Source organism: Brevibacillus sp. B_LB10_24 (genome assembly GCF_046036945.1).
Classification (GTDB): domain Bacteria; phylum Bacillota; class Bacilli; order Brevibacillales; family Brevibacillaceae; genus Brevibacillus_C.
The window spans coordinates 24,056-42,297 of sequence record NZ_JBJQOQ010000011.1 but is presented as its reverse complement, the minus strand read 5'-3'; the positions used below and the strand labels follow the sequence as shown (position 1 = coordinate 42,297).

Here is an 18,242-nt window from a genome sequence, read left to right as displayed (position 1 = left end):
ATCAGGCAGATTCCTTTTTGATGCTCGCTTCAACAAGTTTGGCTCCCGCCGGTCTCGTGACGGAAACAACGGCACATAGCAAAGCAATGAGGACAAAACAGCCGCCGACCCAAGCGTTGTACAATACGGAAGCTTTTTCGATTACGACTCCGCCTGCTGCAGAGCCCAGGGCAATCCCGACATGCAGCGCGGAAGTATTAAGGCTTTGTTGAATCTCATAAGATTCGGGCGCCGTCTCGATCAGATAGTTTTGCTGTGCCGGCGTAATCGCCCAGCTTAACATGCTCCAGACGATCATCACAGCCAAAAATAGATAGAGCGAGAACGTAACGGCCGGTATCAGGAACATCACGATTGCAAATAAGGTGATCGTCAGTAAAATACTTTTGACAGAGCCCCATTTATCTGCCGCCCAACCTCCGACACCGCCTCCGAGGACGGCAGCGATGCCGAATACGAAGTAGATAAAGCTGACCCCATTTGACGTTACATGCAAGGTTGTTTTTAAAAAAGGCGTAAAGTAGGCATACAGAGTCAAATGCCCCGTTCGCATGAACATGGTTGTCAATTGAGCGCTCATGATCTTAGGATTCTTGAGTGACATGAGCTGACGGCGAAGCGGAATCGCCGGTTTTGCCGGGATGCGGGATAGCAGCGCGTAAATTATGATTATAGAAATAAGGGTCAGCACGGCAATCAACAGAAACGGCGCCCGCCACCCGAGGATGTTCCCAATCAGCAAACCAAGCGGAACACCCAGCACCAGAGAGCCGCTGACTCCCATAAATATCAACCCGATCGCCCTGGCCCGGTACTCCTCTTTTACGATCGCAGATGCGATCGTGATCGATAACACGATGATCAGCGAGCCGCTTGCAGCGGATAATACTCTTCCCATCATCAGCACCGGATAGCTCGGACTGAAGCCGGACACCACATTGCCGAGGAAGAAAACAAATAAAGTCCAAAGGTATAACGTCTTTCGCTCTACCCTGGCCGTCACCGCAAGCAAAACGGGAGCAGAGACGGCAAATGCAATGGAGAATACGGTAATGAGCCAACCAGCGTGACTGATCGATATACGCAGGTCGTCGGCGATCAAGTCCAATATCCCGCCAATGATGAGTTCGACCGTCCCTACTACAAAGGAAGCGATCGCGAGAATCAAGATGTTCGCATTCACTTGTTGGAAACCTCCTCGTTGAACGTCACCTTCATTAAGGTTACTACCGTAATAGTAACCTTTTGTTCAACTGAAAACAAGGCAAACTTTTCGTGTCTGGTTCAACTAAAAATAGTCAAACCCCGCTATGTTCGTTACGGGGTTTGACCAAAAGCAAGGTCTTTATTTTGCCGGGTCGCTTCCTTCACGAATCTCCAATGAATAAACTTCAGGTCTTCTGTTATGCAGCGAAGGGATTTTTCTTCTTACTTCCTGTATGAAACCTGTATCGATTGCAGCAAGAACAGTCGTTTCCAAATCGGAAGCGGAAGCAATCACATTGCCCCACGGGTCGATGATCATCGAACGGCCGTAACAGCTCATATCGTGATTATCCCCTATCTGGCCGGGCGCAATCACGTAGGCCTGATTCTCAATGGCCCTTGCACGTAGCAGCACTTCCCAATGATCCTTGCCGGTGTACATGGGAAATGCGGCGGGGACCGTGATGATTTCAGCACCTTGCAGGGCTAAGAGGCGATACAGCTCCGGATACCTGATATCGTGACAGATGGTAAGACCAACTGTTGCAAAACTTGCCCTGTGTACAGCAATTTCTCTCCCAAAATTCTTCGTCCTGGACTCCATGTAGCCATCCTCAATCTGCGCATCAAACAAGTGAATTTTGCGGTACCTGGAAACGATTTCTCCTTTTGGGTCAAACAGCAGCGTCGTATTGTAGTACTTTTCCGTTCCTTCCGCCTTCTCAAGGATGCTTCCGCCGTGCAGCCAAATCCCCAGCTCTGTGGTCAGGCGGCTAAGAAACTGTACCGTTTCACCCGCCGGAATCTCCTCTGCATTTCGTTCCTCTTCCTCCACCGGCCCGATAAAATTGAAATATTCAGGCAAACAGATGTACGTTGCTCCCTTCGCTGCCGCCTCGCGTATCAGCTTTTCTGCTTGATGCAAATTCGATCCCTTGTCGCTTTGGGAGTTCATTTGGACAGCAGCCGCCATGATTGTACTCATTTTTACGGTACCCCTTTCATTTCCAATCTCCACCATTTCTTACCTTGTACCAATCCAAAATGAATGCGGCGTAAGTCTTGGTACAAGCTTTCACACTGGGCAAATCACCCCATTCATCGGGCGCGTTTTGGTGTGCCCGTTTGAGATAGTCGAATATTTCCATCTCCTTATCCAGAGCCGCACCGTGGGCATGGAAACCAAAAAATGTGATCACTGGCGGCACTTCACGGAGCCATGCACGCTCATATGCAAACTTCGTTACCTGTACCATCTTTTATAAATCTTTTGCCTTTGGGAAGAGCTTTCTCATAAATCCTTCCGGCAGGAAAACAATGACTACAACGAGAAGGGCTCCGTAAATCATCATACGGTAGTCGCCGAGAAATCTCATATACTCCAATCCGATGACCAAGACCATTGAACCCACAATCGGCCCAATGATGGTGCCCAGTCCCCCGATGAGTGTGATGACCAAAATTTGCATCATCACGTCGATGTTCATCACAGAGGTTGGCGTCAAGGTATGAATGTAGTGGGCGTAAAACGATCCGGCGACGCCTGCTAAACAGGAACTGACGACAAAGGCAAACAGTTTATAGCGAGTTACGTTTACTCCGAGACTTTCGGCTGCATCCTGCGATTCCCGAATCGCTTTTAGGGCAAAGCCGATGGGGCCTTTCATGATGGTAGAGATGATAAAAACGGTCATAAGCATGATCAACAAAATGAGGTAGTAGCTGCTTTCCCGGTGGGCCAGGGTAAAGCTGATCGGGCCTATTTTATCAAAGGACTCAATTCCATTCAGCCCTAATTCCCCGCGGGTTAGGTCAACCAGGTTGCTGGCAACGAGCTTGATGATCTCGGCAAATGCCAAGGTAACGATAGCGATGTACGGCGCGGCCCGCAAGCGAAGTACCGGCAAACTGACAATCAACCCGGCTAAGGCGGCAGCAAGTCCGCCTAAAACTAGTCCCAACCAGGGAGAAATCCCCAGCTTCATGGAAACCAATGCGGATACGTAAGCGCCTAGCCCGAAGAAGGCATGATGTCCAAATGAAAAGATACCCGCATACCCGACAAGCAAGTTCCAACTTAAGGCTAACACGGCAAACAGCAAGGACAAGATGAGGATGTGCAGGGTGTAGCTGTTACTAACAAGTAACGGCAGGGCTAGCAGAAGAACAGCACCTGCCGAGTAAAGAAAAGGTTTCGAACGCCATATCAGCCCCGATTCCTTTTGCAGAAAGGACTTTTTACGTTTTACACTCTGTTCGTTCTGAATATCCATGTACGGTCATCACCAAACCTTTGCTCCGAATAGTCCTGTCGGTCTGACCCAGAGGACGAGTATAAGGACTGTAAAAGCGACAACATCCCTCCATTCCGAAGAAAAGAAAAAGACTCCCAGGCTTTCCAGAATTCCCAAAATAACCCCGCCGATAATCGCTCCTTCCAGACTCCCTAGCCCACCTAAAACCACAACTGTAAAGGCTTTAAGCAAAGGAGGTATTCCCATCCATGGATTTACGGAATAGATGGGCGACAGCATGACCGCGGCGAGTGTGGCCAGCATGGCACTGATGCCGAATGTAATCATGTAAATGCCGTAAATATTGACACCGTAAATAGCAGCGGCATCGCGGTTCTGGGAGGTTGCCCGCATGGCCATGCCGTACCGGCTAAACTTCAAAAAGGCCCAGAAGAGCACCACGACGACAATCGCGACGACAAAGATCAACATTCGTTGATAGGACATTTCAACACCGGCAATACTCGCATTTCCCTCCACATAATACGGAATGTTCTTGAATCTCTCGCCCCAGACACGCAAAGCGAAGTTTTGCATGAAAATAGATATTCCGATGGTGGCGATCAGCGGGCTAATATCCCATCCAGGTCTATCCAGGAGATGATGAATGATCATTCTTTCGATCAGCACGCCTAGCAAGAATACGGCAATCAGGCTGAGCGAACAGGCGAGAAGCGGGTTCATCCCGGAGGCAACATTGGTAAAATACATCAAATACCCGCCGACCATGTAAAATTCTCCATGGGCGAAGTTCAGCATCTTCATGGTTCCCCATATCAGGGACAATCCACTGGCCACCAACGAATACATCGAACCGATAATCAGTCCATTCAGCAGTTGCTCAACGAGTACACCCATCAGCTCCCCCCCTAGATACCCAGGTATGCTTTCTTTATATAGTCGTTATTTTTCAGCTCTTCCCCGCTTCCTTGCAGAACAATTTTACCCGTCTCCATCACATATCCTCGATGTGATATTTCCAACGCGAGATGGGCGTTTTGCTCCACCAGAAGGATAGTGATTCCCTGACGGTTCAAGTCTTGCAGCAGTTCAAAAATCGATTCGACGATCTTGGGTGCGAGGCCCAGTGAAGGTTCGTCAAGCATAAGCACATCCGGCTGACTCATCAGGGCACGTCCGATCGCAACCATTTGCTGCTCGCCTCCCGACAAGGTGCCGGCTTCTTGTTTTTTCCGTTCTGCCAATCTTGGGAACATCTCGTAAATGTAAGGCAAACGTTCCTTCCGCTTCCCCCAGGACTTCCCTTCAAATGCCCCCATTAACAAATTCTCCTCGACAGTCATTTCCGAGAAGAGATGCCTTCCTTCAGGAACATGGGCCACCCCCATGCAAATAATAGAAGAGGGCCGAACGCGGCGGATATCCTGATGATGAACATTGACAGTCCCGGTCATTGGACGCAGTAAACCGGAAATCGTCTTCAACGTGGTCGTTTTTCCTGCGCCATTGGAGCCTAACAGGGCGACAATCTCCCCCTTCTTTACCGTGAGTGAGACTTGATGAAGAACCTGCACATCACCGTAACAGACATCGATATTTTGGACGTCAAGCATGTTTCATGCCCCCAAGATACGCCTCAATCACCAAGGGATTTTGGGCAATTTCCACCGGTGTTCCCTCGGCGATAGCCTGGCCGTAGTGCAGAACCATTATTCGATCAGAGAGACCCATGGCCGCTTTCATCACATGCTCGATCATGATGATCGTGACACCTGACTCTCTGATACTGCGGATGATCTCCATCATCTCTGCTGCTTCTGTAGGTGTGAGCCCTCCCATCACCTCATCCAGCAGCAGAAGCTTGGGATTTGTGGCAAGCGCACGGGCTAACTCCAGCTTTTTTCGATTCCCGATCGACAATTGTTTGGCTTCCTGATGCTGCAGATCTCCCATCGAGAGAAATTCGAGTACTTCTGCGGCCTTTTTTTTGGCAGCCTGAAGATTTCCTCGTTTTTTTCCAAAGTAGGCTCCAACGGTGATATTATCTAACAGGCTCAAGTTTAAAAAAGGACGAGTGATTTGAAAGGTACGGGCAATTCCCAATTGGCAGCGCCGATCCGGGCCCGTTTTGGTAATATCTTCGCCTTCATAAAGAATCGTTCCCGCATCAGGAGTCAATGCCCCGGCGATTACGTTAAAGAGTGTTGTTTTTCCCGCTCCGTTTGGACCGATCAGACCCAGGATCTCCTGTCGGGATATGTTGAGACTTGTCTCTTTGAGCGCAACCAATCCGCCAAAGGCTTTCGTAATCTGCTGAGCCTGCAAAAGGGGTAAATGGCTCATCTGCTCCCTCCTTCGCATGTTTAGCACAAATTAAAACGCCTACTTCACCCAAGGCTGCGGAATCGGGTTTGCTGTGGAGACATTTTCCGGCCATATGAGTTTATTTTCGCCATTCTGTATTTGCGCTGCAGGCACTGGCAGGAATTCGGCACCGGATTTAATCTGGTGATTTTTCTGATCAAAGACATATTTTCCTAATAACCCTTCCCGCTCAAGTTGGGATAGTTGTTCGGCAATTTTTGTTGAATCGAGACTTTTTGCCTTTTCGATGGAAGTTAGTGCATTAGCCATCGCATCGTAGCCAGAAGCGTGATCGGAAGTGGATGCCACTTTGTATTTGTTTTGAATGGATTCATCAAACTTTTTTTGGCGTTCGATTTGATTGGGATCGTAGCTGAGCGGCGTCCAAATCAGGTTATTTGCGGCAGTTCCCGCCTGTTCGATAAATTCCGGACGAACCGGATAATAAATGGCGAGATGGAGAGCGTCGACTTTGGTTTCCTGAAATTGTTTGACAAACGCTACCCCGGATGCGACCGATGTAAAGCAGGTTACGATCACATCAGGCTTCAGGGAATTAAGTTTGGACAGCTGTGGATAAAAATCGGTATAGCCCAACTGTACGGTCTCGGCGGCGGCAATCTTCCAACCGTCTTGCTCAAACAGTTTTCCGGTTAAGTCTGCGTTGGAACGGCCGTAGTCGGTATCCTCAACGACAAAAGCGACCGTTTTCGTTTTGGGAGTGTACTGCTTGTTCGCCTCCAGGTATTTATAGGTTTCAAAAACGGTCTCGGCGTAAGCAGAACTGCCGAAATTCCCCTTCCAGAAAAACTTGTACTTTTCCGGGTCCTTCTCCACCTTCTCGGCGATCGCTTCGCTGACGGGCTCACCGCTCAAGATGGGGACTTCGTATTGGGATGCCAAATCCATCACGGACATCGTCACGGAGCTGGCAAAAGCGTCCCCGATCAGCAGGTGAACCTTTTGCTGGTTGATCAGCTTCTCCGCGCCGCTCACTCCTTGCTCGGGTTTGCTCTGCGAGTCTTCAAAAAACACTTTGATCGGCAGCTTCTTGCCGTCTACTTCAATTCCTCCCTTGGCGTTCCACTCTTCAACAGCCAACTCGATCCCTTGTTGAAGAGCGACACCGGCATTGGCTGCCGGTCCGGTCAATGGTGCTATGGCGCCGATGCGGATCTCTTCAGCTGCCGATCCCGCTCCAGATGAGCAGCCGGTTAGTGCGCCCATTGCCGCCAGCAAAGGGACGGCAGCCATCCCAAGCCATTTTATTACGTTCATCGTGGTCCCCCCTCGATTTTCAACGCCTGTTCAAGCTTCTCTTACGCCGCACCACTCCAGTATGAACGCAGCATACGTCTTCGTGACTGCTTTGACACTGGGCAAATCGACCCATTCATCCGCTCCGTGCATGTTACCTCCGGTTGGGCCGTAACAAGTCGCGGGGATCCCGTAATACAGATTGTAGAAACGGATATCGGTCGTGGCTGTGGTGGCAGCATATTGCAGCTTTTGTGAAGTCGTCTTTTCGTGCGCGCTTTCCAAGACGCGGAAAATCTCCAAATCCCGATCAAGTGCAACGCCTTCCGCATGGAACCCGTAAAACGTAATCTCCGGTTCTACTTGGCTCAGCCACGGGTCTTGTTTTGCGGCCTCAAGCAGCCATGATTTCACTTCGTCCTTCACCTGCTGCGGGTCTTGTCCCGGGTACAAGCCGATCCGCGCTTCAAACGTACATAATGAGGGAACATTCGAAGCCCAGTCTCCGGAACGAATGATGCCTACATTTACATTTAATGGATGAATGTGATCTTGAAAGCTTGGATGCTTGGGCAACCCATTGATATAGCTTCGATAATCGTCAAGAGCGTTGATCAGTACATAGGCTTTTTGAATCGCATTTACCGCCCGGTCGGCTCTTTCTACATGTGCTCCTACGCCTCTTACCCTCACACGCATCCAGATGACTCCGACTTGAGCTGTCAGAGCGGTCAGCCCGAACGGTTCCGGTATCAGGGCACCGTCTGCCACATAGCCTCTCTCCAGCGTCGCAAGGGCTCCGTTGCCGGTACATTCTTCTTCGATCACCGTCTCTAGCAGAACATCAGCGCCCAGCTTAATCCCCTTCTCTTTAATCGCCTTGACTGCAAAGATCATGGCAGCTATTCCCGATTTCATATCTTGCAGGCCGCGCCCGAACATTTTGTCTCCTTCGATCGTCGAGCCCCACGGATCGTAGTTCCAAAACTCGACAGGCTCAGGGCTTACCACGTCGACATGCCCTTGCAAGATCAAGCTTCTGCCGATTTTCTGCCCTTCTGTCTGCCACTTTCCGACAACGACGGGCCTGCCTTCATACGACCACTCGACTGGGGAGTACCCGGGGAGCTGCGAAATTTTTTTTAGGTCCGGTACAAATGTATCGGTTTCAAGGCCTAATTCGCTTTTAAAATAATCGGCGATACAATGCTGCACGCTTGCTTCATTCCCCAAAGTACTCGGGTATCGGCCAATCTTCTGCAGAAAAGCGACTTCTTCTTCCCATAATGAGTCAATCTTGTCCATTACCTCTTCAAACACGGCTGACTTGTCCTTTTTTAGCATGTTGTTCCTCCTTTTTATGGGGCATTCATTGCTATCAACAAGGTATGTTTCTATCGGTTTGAAAATTCGGATAAAATAAAACTTGCAACTAAAAAAAGCCTTCCTAAGTTATCCTTAAGAAGGCTTTTGCCAGTTCTATCGATTTTTCTATTGACCGGAAAGATGCAAGCCGATTTGTGCTAAGATCGCACTTCCCACATACATGCCGGAAAAGACAAACACGGCGACAATCGCTACCTTCCAGGAGGTTTTTCTCAGATCGACGAGGCGGTCGGCGACGGAAATTCCGGCGAAAGTAAGAATCGGCGTCGTGATGGAGAGAAAATCAACTCCCTGAATTAAGTGGATAAAAGTATCCGACATGAGACAGAACACGAGCGAAGTGATCGAAACCCATCCCAGAACCGGGAAATCCTGCACGATTTTTACCGGGATTTTTTTGACCAAGCCGGAGATGAGAATGCCAATAAAAGAAAACAGCCACAAAACCAGCAATCCGCCAATCGTCGTCCATGTAATCGGTGTGCCTTCGGGGTTTTTGATCAATTTGATTTCCTGTGTAAACAGGATCAGACCGATACTGAGCAATAAGACCAAACCGTACTTCACATATTTATTTAACCCCTGGGCCATTACTTTCCACCTCTAACCAATAATTTATACATGAAGCGCTGCACAGGCACCGCCAAGAACACCATGGTATACGTCCCCAGAAAACTCGTCAGCAGCTGGCTCGCTGAAGCATAAGCCGTGATCGTGTCAGCCTTGTCCGGCATGCCGGCGATCAGGGCAGACGATGCGGCCGTCATCATGCTGGCCGAGCCGACGCCAGAGGACATGGCCAGCGCTTCCACCTTAAACCCGAGCGCGAGCATGATCGGCGCGATAATGCTAAAGAAAAGAGTCCCGAACAGCGTTCCGATAATGTATAAGGACAGGACGCCTCTCCCCTCGTCCGAATCGAGCGTGTACTTTTCGGAGATGTAGGCGAGCTCACCTTCCCGGCCGATCCCCAAGGTAGCCCCGATGGCTTCTCTTCTCAGGCCGATCAGGATCGCGACAGGCAGCCCGATCAAGACCGTGCCAAGATGGCCTAATTCCTGGATGAGAAAGATCCATCCTACTTGCAAAATCTCCTGAATCTTTGGAGCGACGTCGGCCCCGTATCGGGCCATCAACGGCAGCATGATAAAGATCAGGTATTTACCGGAAAAACTTACATTTTCTTTGCTGTATGCTCTCTTCAGGATCCCTTTGCGGAAAACGGAGATCCCCAGCAGCATGGTGATCAAAATCGCAAATACGAGGGGCAAAAAGCTGATCTTGATCGTTCCGAGCATGATCGATCTGATCCCGATAAACTCGGATACGGTAATGACAAGAAGCGCGAAAACAAGCAAAATGACAAAATTCGCTTTCAAAGCACTCGACTTCATTGGACTAATCCTCATTTCCCTTCAACGTCTATTCTGTGATGGACAAAATCAATTTCTCATATTCTTCATAAGAGCGGCGGTACAGCCTGGTTTTGTCGATTCTCCCGTTTAGCTGCTCAAATACTTGCGCCAGGAATCTCGGAAACACCTCAAAGATGTATTCAGGATCGACGTCCTTAAAATCATCCCCGTGAATTGTCCCCGTAAAACCACTGTAACCGATTTGAATGCAAGGGATCATGTAAGACAAATCCCCAATATCTCCCGCAGCACTGATGACATTGTTGTTCCAAATCGCGGAGATTTCCTCATTTCGTTGGAACGCCTCGATGACAAACTCGGACAGGTAGCGGTCCTGGACAAAAGGCAAATAGCCCATCTGCGTCTCGATGGACACCTTCCCTTGCAGGGCCATGGCACTCCCTTTGGCGGCGTCATCCATTTTGGCTGCTGCTTCCTTCATGTAATCGACGGTCAGCGTTCTCAGGTCCGATCCAACGGTAATGCGGTTGGGGATGACATTGGTAGACATGTCCGATTCCATTACGATCGGATTCATCCTGACCTTTTCAGCATCTTTTAGCTGCTGGCGGGTAAGCCCCAATGCCACGTTAAACAAGGTCGACATGCTGTATGCATTTTTAGCGGAAAACGGATCAAACCCCGCATGGGTCGCTTTTCCTTCAAACGTGTATTTTTTATACAAGAACCCGGCCAAATCGCAATTGACCTCGATCGTTCGTTCCGAGAATTCTCCGCCCATCGCATGGACGCAAATGCCGATGTCGATGTCGTCGAACACGCCCAGCTTCATCGCTTCCGGCTTGCCGCCGTAATAGCTGATCTGCTTGTTCTTCTTCAGTTCTTCACGATAGGCCAAGTCCAAATACTCTTCGGCGGGCACAAAAATAAACGTGAGCTTGTAGTCAAACGTTTTATAAGTTTCCGACGTAAAGAAATACCTGTACAGCGCCAAAGCGATCGCGACCTGGGTGTAATGGCCGCAGTTGTGAGCCGCACCTGTCTCTTTATCGGCGCACCAATGCGACGGCGCGTAGACCGCATCCAATTCTGCAATAAATGCGATGTTCAGCTCTCTTCCGCTGCCAAGCGAAGTTTTTAACCCTGTCGTGCTAAACGTCTCCAGCTCGATATCCGGATTCACTTTTTTCAGAAAATCCACAACGGCCTTACGGGTCTTTACTTCTTTGTAGCCCAGCTCCGGGTTTTCAAAGATCGTCCGGGCAATACGGTGAATCTCTTCGTATTGCTCTTTAAATATCATGCTGTCTCCTCCTTGTCTCTAGTAAAATGTAAAATGACGATCGCTATTTAATATTACTTAATTTTATCCTTAAAATACATAAATTTATCGCAAAAATAAAAAGGGGCCTCTAAATTCTGCCCCGGCAACTATACGTAATGCTTGAAAATAATAGTTAAAAATACGGCTGTGCTGACGATGGAGCCGATCAGCAGCAGGACGCCGCTGCGAATGTGCCGCTGAAACAGGCGAAGAAAACCGAAACTGAACAACAGGCCGGTAATCATAAAATAGGCAGCGCCAAGCATAAACAAGTCCCACGACAGAAGCGAAAAATTTACGATGCCCAAGCCGGACACACCATCCCTCTAAACAAAAATGTACATATACCTGCATTATAACAGATGCTCGCCTATTATACCCCCCGTCTGGTACAATCGTAAAGGAACTGTCATGTTTAGCCAGCCATTTGGCACAGCTTGGAACAAAATGTCGTGTTGCACTAGACTGGCAACGATTACACAAAGGAGGTCAGTCGTGATGAAGGTTGTCGTGACGGAATACAACGATACATGGAACCACATGTTCAGTGAAGAAGCTCAAAAAATCAAAGGTATTTTCGGCGATGAGTTGGTTGACATCCATCATATTGGCAGCACTTCTGTGCCTGGATTAAAAGCCAAACCGATCATCGATATCATGCCGGTCGTAAAAGACATTGAAAAAGTCGATGCCTTTGATGAACAAATGACAGGTCTTGGCTATGAGTGCATGGGTGAGTTCGGCATCAAAGGAAGAAGGTATTTCAGAAAAGGCGGAGACAACAGAACCCATCAAATCCATGTATTTCAGGTGGATAACAAGGAGGCTATCGAACGCCACTTGGCGGTCAGGGATTTCCTCCGAACACACGTTGAAGCAGCTAAGCAGTATGGAAATTTGAAAGAAATGCTTGCGAAACACTATCCGGACGACATTGAAGCGTATATGGACGGCAAAGATGCGTTTGTAAAAGAACTGGAAAGAACCGCACTTTACTGGTTTGGCAATGTGAACAGCTAGAGTCATGAACCCGAAAGAGAACGGATGTTCCTCAAAACAGCGGCAGTCCAGGAGGCTGCCGCTCTTTCTTGCGATAGTCACGCATTAAGCATTCTCTTCACACGGGGAACCCTTCTCACAATCAGCAGATCAAACAGTGCGACGACCACGATCGACAGTCCAACGAGCGGGAAAAAAAACCCCAGCGCGATCACGATTACCCCTACCGATTTTACTCGTTTCATATTCTTCGGAATCGCCGGTGCGCCCAGCCTGCCCGACGGTTTCCGCTGCCACCACATGACCAACCCTCCTGCTGCGATGCCGATGATGCCAAGACAAATCACGAGGCCAAACAGTTGACTGAGAAAGCCAAACTCTCCTTGATGAAACGCGATGCCAAGTGAAATCAGCTTCCCCATGAAACCGTAATCTTTCCAGCCAAAATCAGCCAATACTTTTCCGCTGTACTGATCGATATGCAGGGTTTGCTGTGTTTGGGGGGCTGGCCGGTTTGGATATACCTCTGCCGGATCGAGATAGACGGTGTACACACCTGTTTCGGCTTGGGGAAAGGCAATCTTATAACCGGGATGAATCTGCTTGTCTTGGGCGATCTGCATCACCTTTTCAACGGAAATGATAGCCGCGCCTGCCGCTTCTGATCTGGGAACAGGCAAATTTTCCGCCGCCCAGGGAACGTCAGCCACTTCTTTCGTCGGGATGGTCGACTTGGGAAACGCATACGCTTCCCACGGCTGGTCGCCGACCGGTTCACCGGTTCCGGTCGCATCGACGACCCTGTGTGCCATACTGCCCCAAACATCTGTCCACATCAGACCGGAAAAGAGTTGGATGACGATGAATAAAGAAAGCCAGAACGCGGTAACCGCGTGCAGATCCCGCAGCAGAATCCGCCTTCCTTTGCGAAATCGCGGTATCAGGGTGCCGAACAGGGACTTATGCTCGCGTGGCCACCATAAAAACACCCCGGTTATGATCAGAATAACGCCCCAGCAGGCGGTTAATTCGACCCATCGATTAGCGATCACGCCTCCCCATAACATGCCGTTGTGCAGATTTTTCATCCGTTCCATAAAAGTCTCGTCATTGGCCAGCTCACCTATCACTTTGCCGGAGTAAGGATTGACGAAGACGGTTATCGCTTTCCCGCCCCGTGTTATCTCCACTTCGGCGGTTCTCCCGGGCGCAGATGAAGGACGATAGCTGATGATTTTGGCGTCCGGGTACGCTTCAGACACCTTTCCGATTTGTTCGCTTGCGGCCATTTCATCTTTCATTTCTTGCACATGGGTTAGTTCGCGATACATGAAGGATTCCCATTGGGGTTTGAACAGGTAGACCGCTCCAGTCACGGACAAAAAAATAAGAAATGGGGCAAAGATCACCCCCGCATAAAAGTGCCAACGCCATACAGCCAAGTATAAGCCTTTTTGATAGTCTCGTTCCCTTGCAGTCTCAGCTTGTGCATTCATCCTTGTCTTGCTCCTCCCCATCTGTTTTCTGCCGGCATTTTAGTTGAGTATATCCGCTGTCCCTTGCCGCAAGAATGACTCAAGGGGGCTATTTTAAGCGATTTCATGTGGCGATTTTGTGTCGCGCGAAGGATGGGCACATGCAAGAACAGAAAAAACCTCGCTGCGCTGACAGCACAACGAGGTATGAACATCCTGCGTCTACAGGCGTACGCGTTTTAGCCGAAGCGAGTTCAACACGACTGAAATGGAACTAAGCGCCATCGCTGCCCCGGCCAGCCAGGGGGACAAGTACCCGAGCATCGTGAGGGGGATGCCGAGGGAGTTGTACGCCAAGGCCCAAAACATGTTTTGCTTGATATTGGCGATGGTTTTTTGACTCAGCCGGATGGCGTCTGAAATCGCCCCCATATCCCCTTGCATGATGATGACGTCAGCGGCTTCGATCGCGATATCGGTTCCCGTACCGAGCGCGATGCCCACGTCAGACGCGGTCAGGGCCGGGGCGTCATTGATGCCATCTCCCACCATCGCGATGGTTTTCCCCTGCTGTCGCCACCTTTCGATGAGCGCAGCCTTCTCCTCTGGCAGCATGCCGGCGTACACCCTGCTGATCCCGATTTTTTGAGCAACGGCTGTCGAGGCGAACTGATGATCTCCCGTCACCATGATGACCTCTTTTCCCATTTTCTTCAATCGGTAGACGACTTCCCGGGCGCCTTCCTTGACCGTATCGGCGGCAGCCAGCAGGCCGGCAGGCTGCCGATCGACGGCGACGTACAGGACGGTTTTTCCCGCGGACTGCAGTTGGTTCACCAGCGACTCTGTTCCCTCTCTGGTAACTCCTTCCATGATCATCAGCTTTTCTGAACCGATGATCACCTGTTTTCCTTCTACAACCGCTTTAATCCCGTATCCGGGGACGGTATGAGACTCGGCGGCTCGCAACGTCGGAAGGTTTCGTTTTGCAGCGGTCTGTACGATTGCTGCAGCAAAGGGATGCGGGGAACCCGTTTCCGCAGCGGCGACGAACTGCAGGAACTTCGATGTTTCACCTTGGCAGTATACATCGGTTATTTCCGGCTCCCCTTTGGTGACCGTACCGGTTTTGTCCAGGACAACGGTATCTACTTTCTGCAGGGTTTCTAGATGTTCTCCTCGCTTGAATAAAATCCCCGACCGGGCCCCCCGTCCGGAAGCGACCAATATGGAAGTAGGCGTGGCCAGTCCAAGGGCGCAAGGACAGGCGATGATTAGCACCGCCATTGCCTTTTCCAGCGAATCGCCAAAATCGCCCGGGTGAAGCAGGAAGTACCAGGCCAAAAAGGTGATGGCTGCAATCGTCACCACCAGCGGGACGAATATTTCCGTCAGCTCATCGGCGTACCTCTGAATCGGGGCCTTCTTGCTCTGGGCTTCTTCCACCACTTTGATGATTTGCGACAAGGCAGTTTCCCCGCCGATTTTAACTGCCTTTACATGCAGCATGCCGTTCTGGTTCAACGTCGCTCCGATGACAAAACTTCCTTCCAGTTTTTCAACGGGGATGCTCTCCCCCGTGATCATCGATTCATCAAGCGTAGAACTTCCGCGAATAACAATCCCATCAGTAGCCACTCTCTCCCCGGGCATGACGATAAAAATATCTCCTGCTGCCAGTTGTTCGATCGGGATTGTCAACTGCTCGCCGCCGCGCAGGATCACAGCCGACTTTGGCTGCAACTGGTACAGGCTTTTGATCGCCTGAACCGTCCTTCCCTTCGCAGTCGCCTCGAGAAGTTTGCCGATCAATAGAAACGTGATGATCACGGCACTTGTCTCAAAGTACAGTGTCACATGACGTGAAGGGCTGCCGATGGACTGCAGGGTCAGGTAATGACTGTAAAAAAAGGCGGAGGACGTGCTCAGCACAACCAGCAGGTCCATGTTGGCCGACCTGTTTTTCAATGCCCTCCAGGCCCCTTCGTAAAAGGAAAAGCCGATCCAAAACTGGATGGGAAACGTTATCGCAAGTTGAAAGAAGGCGTTTTCGAACAAGGCAGGCACCCAAACTGACGATGCGGCAAAGGGAAAATGGGAGACCATCGACCAGATTAAGGGAATGGACAACAAGGTGGAGATGAGGCACTTTTTCTTTAGCCTGCCGATCTCATGCAGGTGTTTATCTTCCTGCTCTTCCGTCGCTTTATATCCCAGTTTTTCGATTCTCCCCGCTATGTCCGCTTGATTGATCACGTCAGGCTGGTAGGAGATCATCGCCTTTTCAATAGCGAGATTGACTTGCACGGTGTTTACGCCGTTTACCTTGCGAAGGACCTTTTCAATGCGGTTGGCACATGCAGCACATGTCATCCCCGAAATATGCAAGGTAATTTGCCTGGATATTCCCACGAAAACGCCCCCTTCCGGCAACCCGCCAGGTTTCCCTGCATGTCCGTTACAAACATCATATGCGTGTGAGGGGGCAAAGAGAATTTCATTTTTATCCTGAATAAGTAATAAAAAACAATAGTACCTATATATAGAAATACATTCTTTTGCAAAGGGGAGATGGACTTATGAGCGAAAGCAGAAGATCCCTCGTGATTCTTTTGTGCGTACTGGCAGCAGGGGTACCCTGGATCACCGCCTGCTCTGCGCAAGGCCATCAACATGCTACCGCAGCGGCACCGGCTGCAGCGCAACCTGAACAGGCCGAGACAAGCACACAGCAGGATGGGCTGCAATACCACCTGGTGTCGGAGCCGGTCAAAATCCTCGTGGAAAACGAGCTGCAGATTTCCCTGCCAAGCGAACAGGAAGCAGGGCGAAAAGACGCTGTCGTAACGGTAAAGCTGTCGATGCCGGAAATGGATCACGGCGAACTGTCATTCTCTGCCGAGCGCGAGCCGGACGGTGTCTTTACCGCAAAGCTGATTCCGACGATGGTGGGCCGGTGGGTCGCGCAGATCGTCGTGGAAAAGGAAGGACAAACCATCACCTCCCAGTTTGTCTTCGATGCGCAGCCCTGATGCCGGATCACCAAAGCCAGGGATTGATACTGGGAATCCAGCCGCTGATGACCAGACCCCGCATGATCAGGACAAAGCCGATGCATGCTGCGAGAACATTGGCGAAGAGCAGCACCTTTGTGCGCAGCGCCTTCCCCAGCACGATGGAAAACACCCCGACGCACAGCAAAGCCGGCAGTGTACCTAGGCCAAAACAGGCTAATGTCAAGGCCCCTTCCCACATACTCCCCGTCGCGGCCGCTTTCATCTCCATGGCATACGTTAAGCCGCAGGGCAAGAACCCGAGCAAGAGGCCGCTGAAAAAGACAGGTGCCAGGGCCTTTTCCCCTTTTGTGCGGGCGAGCGCTCGTTGAACCGCAGGAAGCCGAAGGGGGCTCCATTTTGCCAGCGGAATGGCCAGCTTCTTCCCTACCCAGAGCAGAATGAACAGTCCGCCCAGTATATTGGCTGCTCCTTGGACCCCCACGAGGCCGCCGGCCACATCGACGAATGAACCGACAAATCCCATACATGCGCCTACAGCCGTATACGTCATGATTCTGCCGAGATTATAGGCCATGACCGTCTGCAGCAGGGGCGCTTTTGAATGCAGTGTCCAGGCAGACATGATCCCCCCGCACATCCCGATACAGTGTGGAGCACTGGCCAAGCCGGTCAGCACGACCAACAGATACTCATAGATGCTTCCGTACATATTCCTCTCCCCCCGCCCCGTTTGTCAGCGCTGGCACGATCGGCTGCCATTCGCCTGCCATATCGTGTTATCATACCTAATCATACGAGAGCCGACGCTTTTTCAAGCTGGCTCGATCGGGCTATTTCTTTTTGGACGTGCCGTTTCGTATGATAAGAGAATGGGTGTTTTTGCAAACCAGCAAAAAGGAGAGAATTTCGTTGAGCGCAACCTGTCGCGTCATCCTGGCAGACGATCATCCCCATGCGCGGGAAGCCATTCGCTCTATACTGGCTGAGAGTGATTTGTTTACGATTGTCGGCGAGGCAACCACCGGTCCCGAAGCATACGAATTGTGCCGCCAACTGACACCTGATCTCGTGCTCATGGACATTCACATGCCGGTATGGGACGGCCTGGAAGCGACGCGGAGAATCAAAGAGGCGTTTCCAACCGTCAAAATCGTCATCTTAAGCGTATCCGACAACATCAAGGATCTGTTCGCCGCGATCCAGCTCGGGGCCCAAGGATACTTGTTGAAAAATATGGACCCGGATGACTGGCTGGCCTACCTGCATTCGCTGATGCAAGGGAATACGGAGACTTCACGTGAGCTCGCCGGACGTATTTTTTACCAGTTTCGCGAAGGGACGAATGAAGATCCTCTCCCCAGCGTCCTGACGTCCCGGGAAAAAGAAATCCTGGAATACGTCGCCTCCGGCGTCACCAATCGCGAGATCGCCAAGACTCTCGTGATCGCGGAAAATACCGTAAAGAATCACATCAAAAATCTGTTGGAGAAGCTGCAGCTCGAAAACCGCGTGCAGCTTGCCTCTTACGCCGTTAGGCACGGTTTAACCAGGCAGGGACAGAAATAGTTCCTAAAAAAGCAGCG

At 50.5% G+C, this 18,242-nt stretch carries 19 protein-coding genes; 3 read left to right on the top strand and 16 right to left on the bottom strand.

Translation table 11 applies throughout. From position 1 onward, the window contains the following. Position 1 precedes the first annotated feature (1 nt). From ACI7RC_RS12295 to ACI7RC_RS12235, 13 genes are all read right to left on the bottom strand, one after another. A complete protein-coding gene (locus tag ACI7RC_RS12295; RefSeq protein ID WP_408108539.1) occupies positions 2-1,183 on the bottom strand; it encodes an MFS transporter in 1,182 nt (393 codons plus the stop codon). A gap of 162 nt (positions 1,184-1,345) precedes the next feature. Next, positions 1,346-2,191, bottom strand: coding sequence for a carbon-nitrogen hydrolase family protein (locus ACI7RC_RS12290; protein ID WP_408108538.1), 846 nt, complete (start codon positions 2,189-2,191; stop codon positions 1,346-1,348). A 16-nt stretch (positions 2,192-2,207) separates the two neighbouring features. Continuing rightward, complete coding sequence (locus ACI7RC_RS12285) at positions 2,208-2,462, bottom strand: hypothetical protein (RefSeq protein WP_408108537.1); 255 nt, start codon at positions 2,460-2,462, stop codon at positions 2,208-2,210. Between the two features lie 3 nt (positions 2,463-2,465). After that, a complete protein-coding gene (locus ACI7RC_RS12280) occupies positions 2,466-3,479 on the bottom strand; it encodes a branched-chain amino acid ABC transporter permease (protein ID WP_408108536.1) in 1,014 nt (337 codons plus the stop codon). Positions 3,480-3,488: 9 nt separating this feature from the next. Then, positions 3,489-4,358: a branched-chain amino acid ABC transporter permease gene (locus tag ACI7RC_RS12275; RefSeq protein ID WP_408108535.1), complete on the bottom strand. Its 870-nt coding sequence runs from the start codon at positions 4,356-4,358 to the stop codon at positions 3,489-3,491. 11 nt (positions 4,359-4,369) lie between these two features. Beyond that, the gene (locus ACI7RC_RS12270; protein WP_408108534.1) at positions 4,370-5,074 is read right to left on the bottom strand and encodes an ABC transporter ATP-binding protein; all 705 of its coding nucleotides are present in this window, start codon (positions 5,072-5,074) and stop codon (positions 4,370-4,372) included. Further along, complete coding sequence (locus ACI7RC_RS12265; RefSeq protein WP_408108533.1) at positions 5,067-5,804, bottom strand: ABC transporter ATP-binding protein; 738 nt, start codon at positions 5,802-5,804, stop codon at positions 5,067-5,069. Before ACI7RC_RS12265 ends, ACI7RC_RS12270 begins: the two co-directional genes overlap by 8 nt. A gap of 39 nt (positions 5,805-5,843) precedes the next feature. Further along, positions 5,844-7,103 carry an ABC transporter substrate-binding protein gene (locus ACI7RC_RS12260; RefSeq protein ID WP_408108532.1) on the bottom strand — a complete coding sequence of 420 codons (1,260 nt, stop codon included), beginning with the start codon at positions 7,101-7,103 and terminating at the stop codon, positions 5,844-5,846. A 30-nt stretch (positions 7,104-7,133) separates the two neighbouring features. After that, positions 7,134-8,426 carry an ArgE/DapE family deacylase gene (locus ACI7RC_RS12255; protein ID WP_408108531.1) on the bottom strand — a complete coding sequence of 431 codons (1,293 nt, stop codon included), beginning with the start codon at positions 8,424-8,426 and terminating at the stop codon, positions 7,134-7,136. Positions 8,427-8,573: 147 nt separating this feature from the next. After that, a complete protein-coding gene (locus ACI7RC_RS12250; protein ID WP_408108530.1) occupies positions 8,574-9,059 on the bottom strand; it encodes a hypothetical protein in 486 nt (161 codons plus the stop codon). Further along, on the bottom strand, positions 9,059-9,862 hold the full coding sequence (locus tag ACI7RC_RS12245; RefSeq protein ID WP_408108529.1) for a DUF3100 domain-containing protein: 804 nt from the start codon (positions 9,860-9,862) through the stop codon (positions 9,059-9,061). Before ACI7RC_RS12245 ends, ACI7RC_RS12250 begins: the two co-directional genes overlap by 1 nt. 28 nt (positions 9,863-9,890) lie before the next feature. Further along, positions 9,891-11,147 carry a M20/M25/M40 family metallo-hydrolase gene (locus ACI7RC_RS12240; protein ID WP_408108528.1) on the bottom strand — a complete coding sequence of 419 codons (1,257 nt, stop codon included), beginning with the start codon at positions 11,145-11,147 and terminating at the stop codon, positions 9,891-9,893. Positions 11,148-11,275: 128 nt separating this feature from the next. After that, a complete protein-coding gene (locus ACI7RC_RS12235; protein WP_408108527.1) occupies positions 11,276-11,485 on the bottom strand; it encodes a hypothetical protein in 210 nt (69 codons plus the stop codon). Positions 11,486-11,666: 181 nt separating this feature from the next. On the opposite strand from ACI7RC_RS12235, the gene ACI7RC_RS12230 reads away from it, so the two are divergent. Continuing rightward, positions 11,667-12,188 carry a GrpB family protein gene (locus ACI7RC_RS12230; protein WP_408108526.1) on the top strand — a complete coding sequence of 174 codons (522 nt, stop codon included), beginning with the start codon at positions 11,667-11,669 and terminating at the stop codon, positions 12,186-12,188. 77 nt (positions 12,189-12,265) lie between these two features. Here the strand turns inward: ACI7RC_RS12230 and ACI7RC_RS12225 are convergent, their stop codons facing one another. Both ACI7RC_RS12225 and ACI7RC_RS12220 read right to left on the bottom strand, forming a co-directional pair. Beyond that, entirely contained in the window at positions 12,266-13,663 is a 1,398-nt protein-coding gene (locus tag ACI7RC_RS12225) for a PepSY-associated TM helix domain-containing protein (protein ID WP_408108525.1), read from the bottom strand. Positions 13,664-13,864: 201 nt separating this feature from the next. Next, positions 13,865-16,054 (bottom strand): heavy metal translocating P-type ATPase, encoded by a 2,190-nt coding sequence (locus ACI7RC_RS12220; RefSeq protein WP_408108524.1) that lies wholly within the window; start codon positions 16,052-16,054, stop codon positions 13,865-13,867. Positions 16,055-16,221: 167 nt separating this feature from the next. On the opposite strand from ACI7RC_RS12220, the gene ACI7RC_RS12215 reads away from it, so the two are divergent. After that, on the top strand, positions 16,222-16,674 hold the full coding sequence (locus tag ACI7RC_RS12215; RefSeq protein WP_408108523.1) for a FixH family protein: 453 nt from the start codon (positions 16,222-16,224) through the stop codon (positions 16,672-16,674). A gap of 7 nt (positions 16,675-16,681) precedes the next feature. On the opposite strand, the gene ACI7RC_RS12210 is transcribed toward ACI7RC_RS12215, so the two are convergent. Further along, positions 16,682-17,368: a sulfite exporter TauE/SafE family protein gene (locus ACI7RC_RS12210; RefSeq protein ID WP_408108522.1), complete on the bottom strand. Its 687-nt coding sequence runs from the start codon at positions 17,366-17,368 to the stop codon at positions 16,682-16,684. A 200-nt stretch (positions 17,369-17,568) separates the two neighbouring features. Here ACI7RC_RS12210 and ACI7RC_RS12205 point away from each other — a divergent pair, with 200 nt between their 5' ends. After that, complete coding sequence (locus ACI7RC_RS12205) at positions 17,569-18,225, top strand: response regulator (protein ID WP_408108521.1); 657 nt, start codon at positions 17,569-17,571, stop codon at positions 18,223-18,225. The last annotated feature ends 17 nt before the right edge of the window (positions 18,226-18,242 follow it).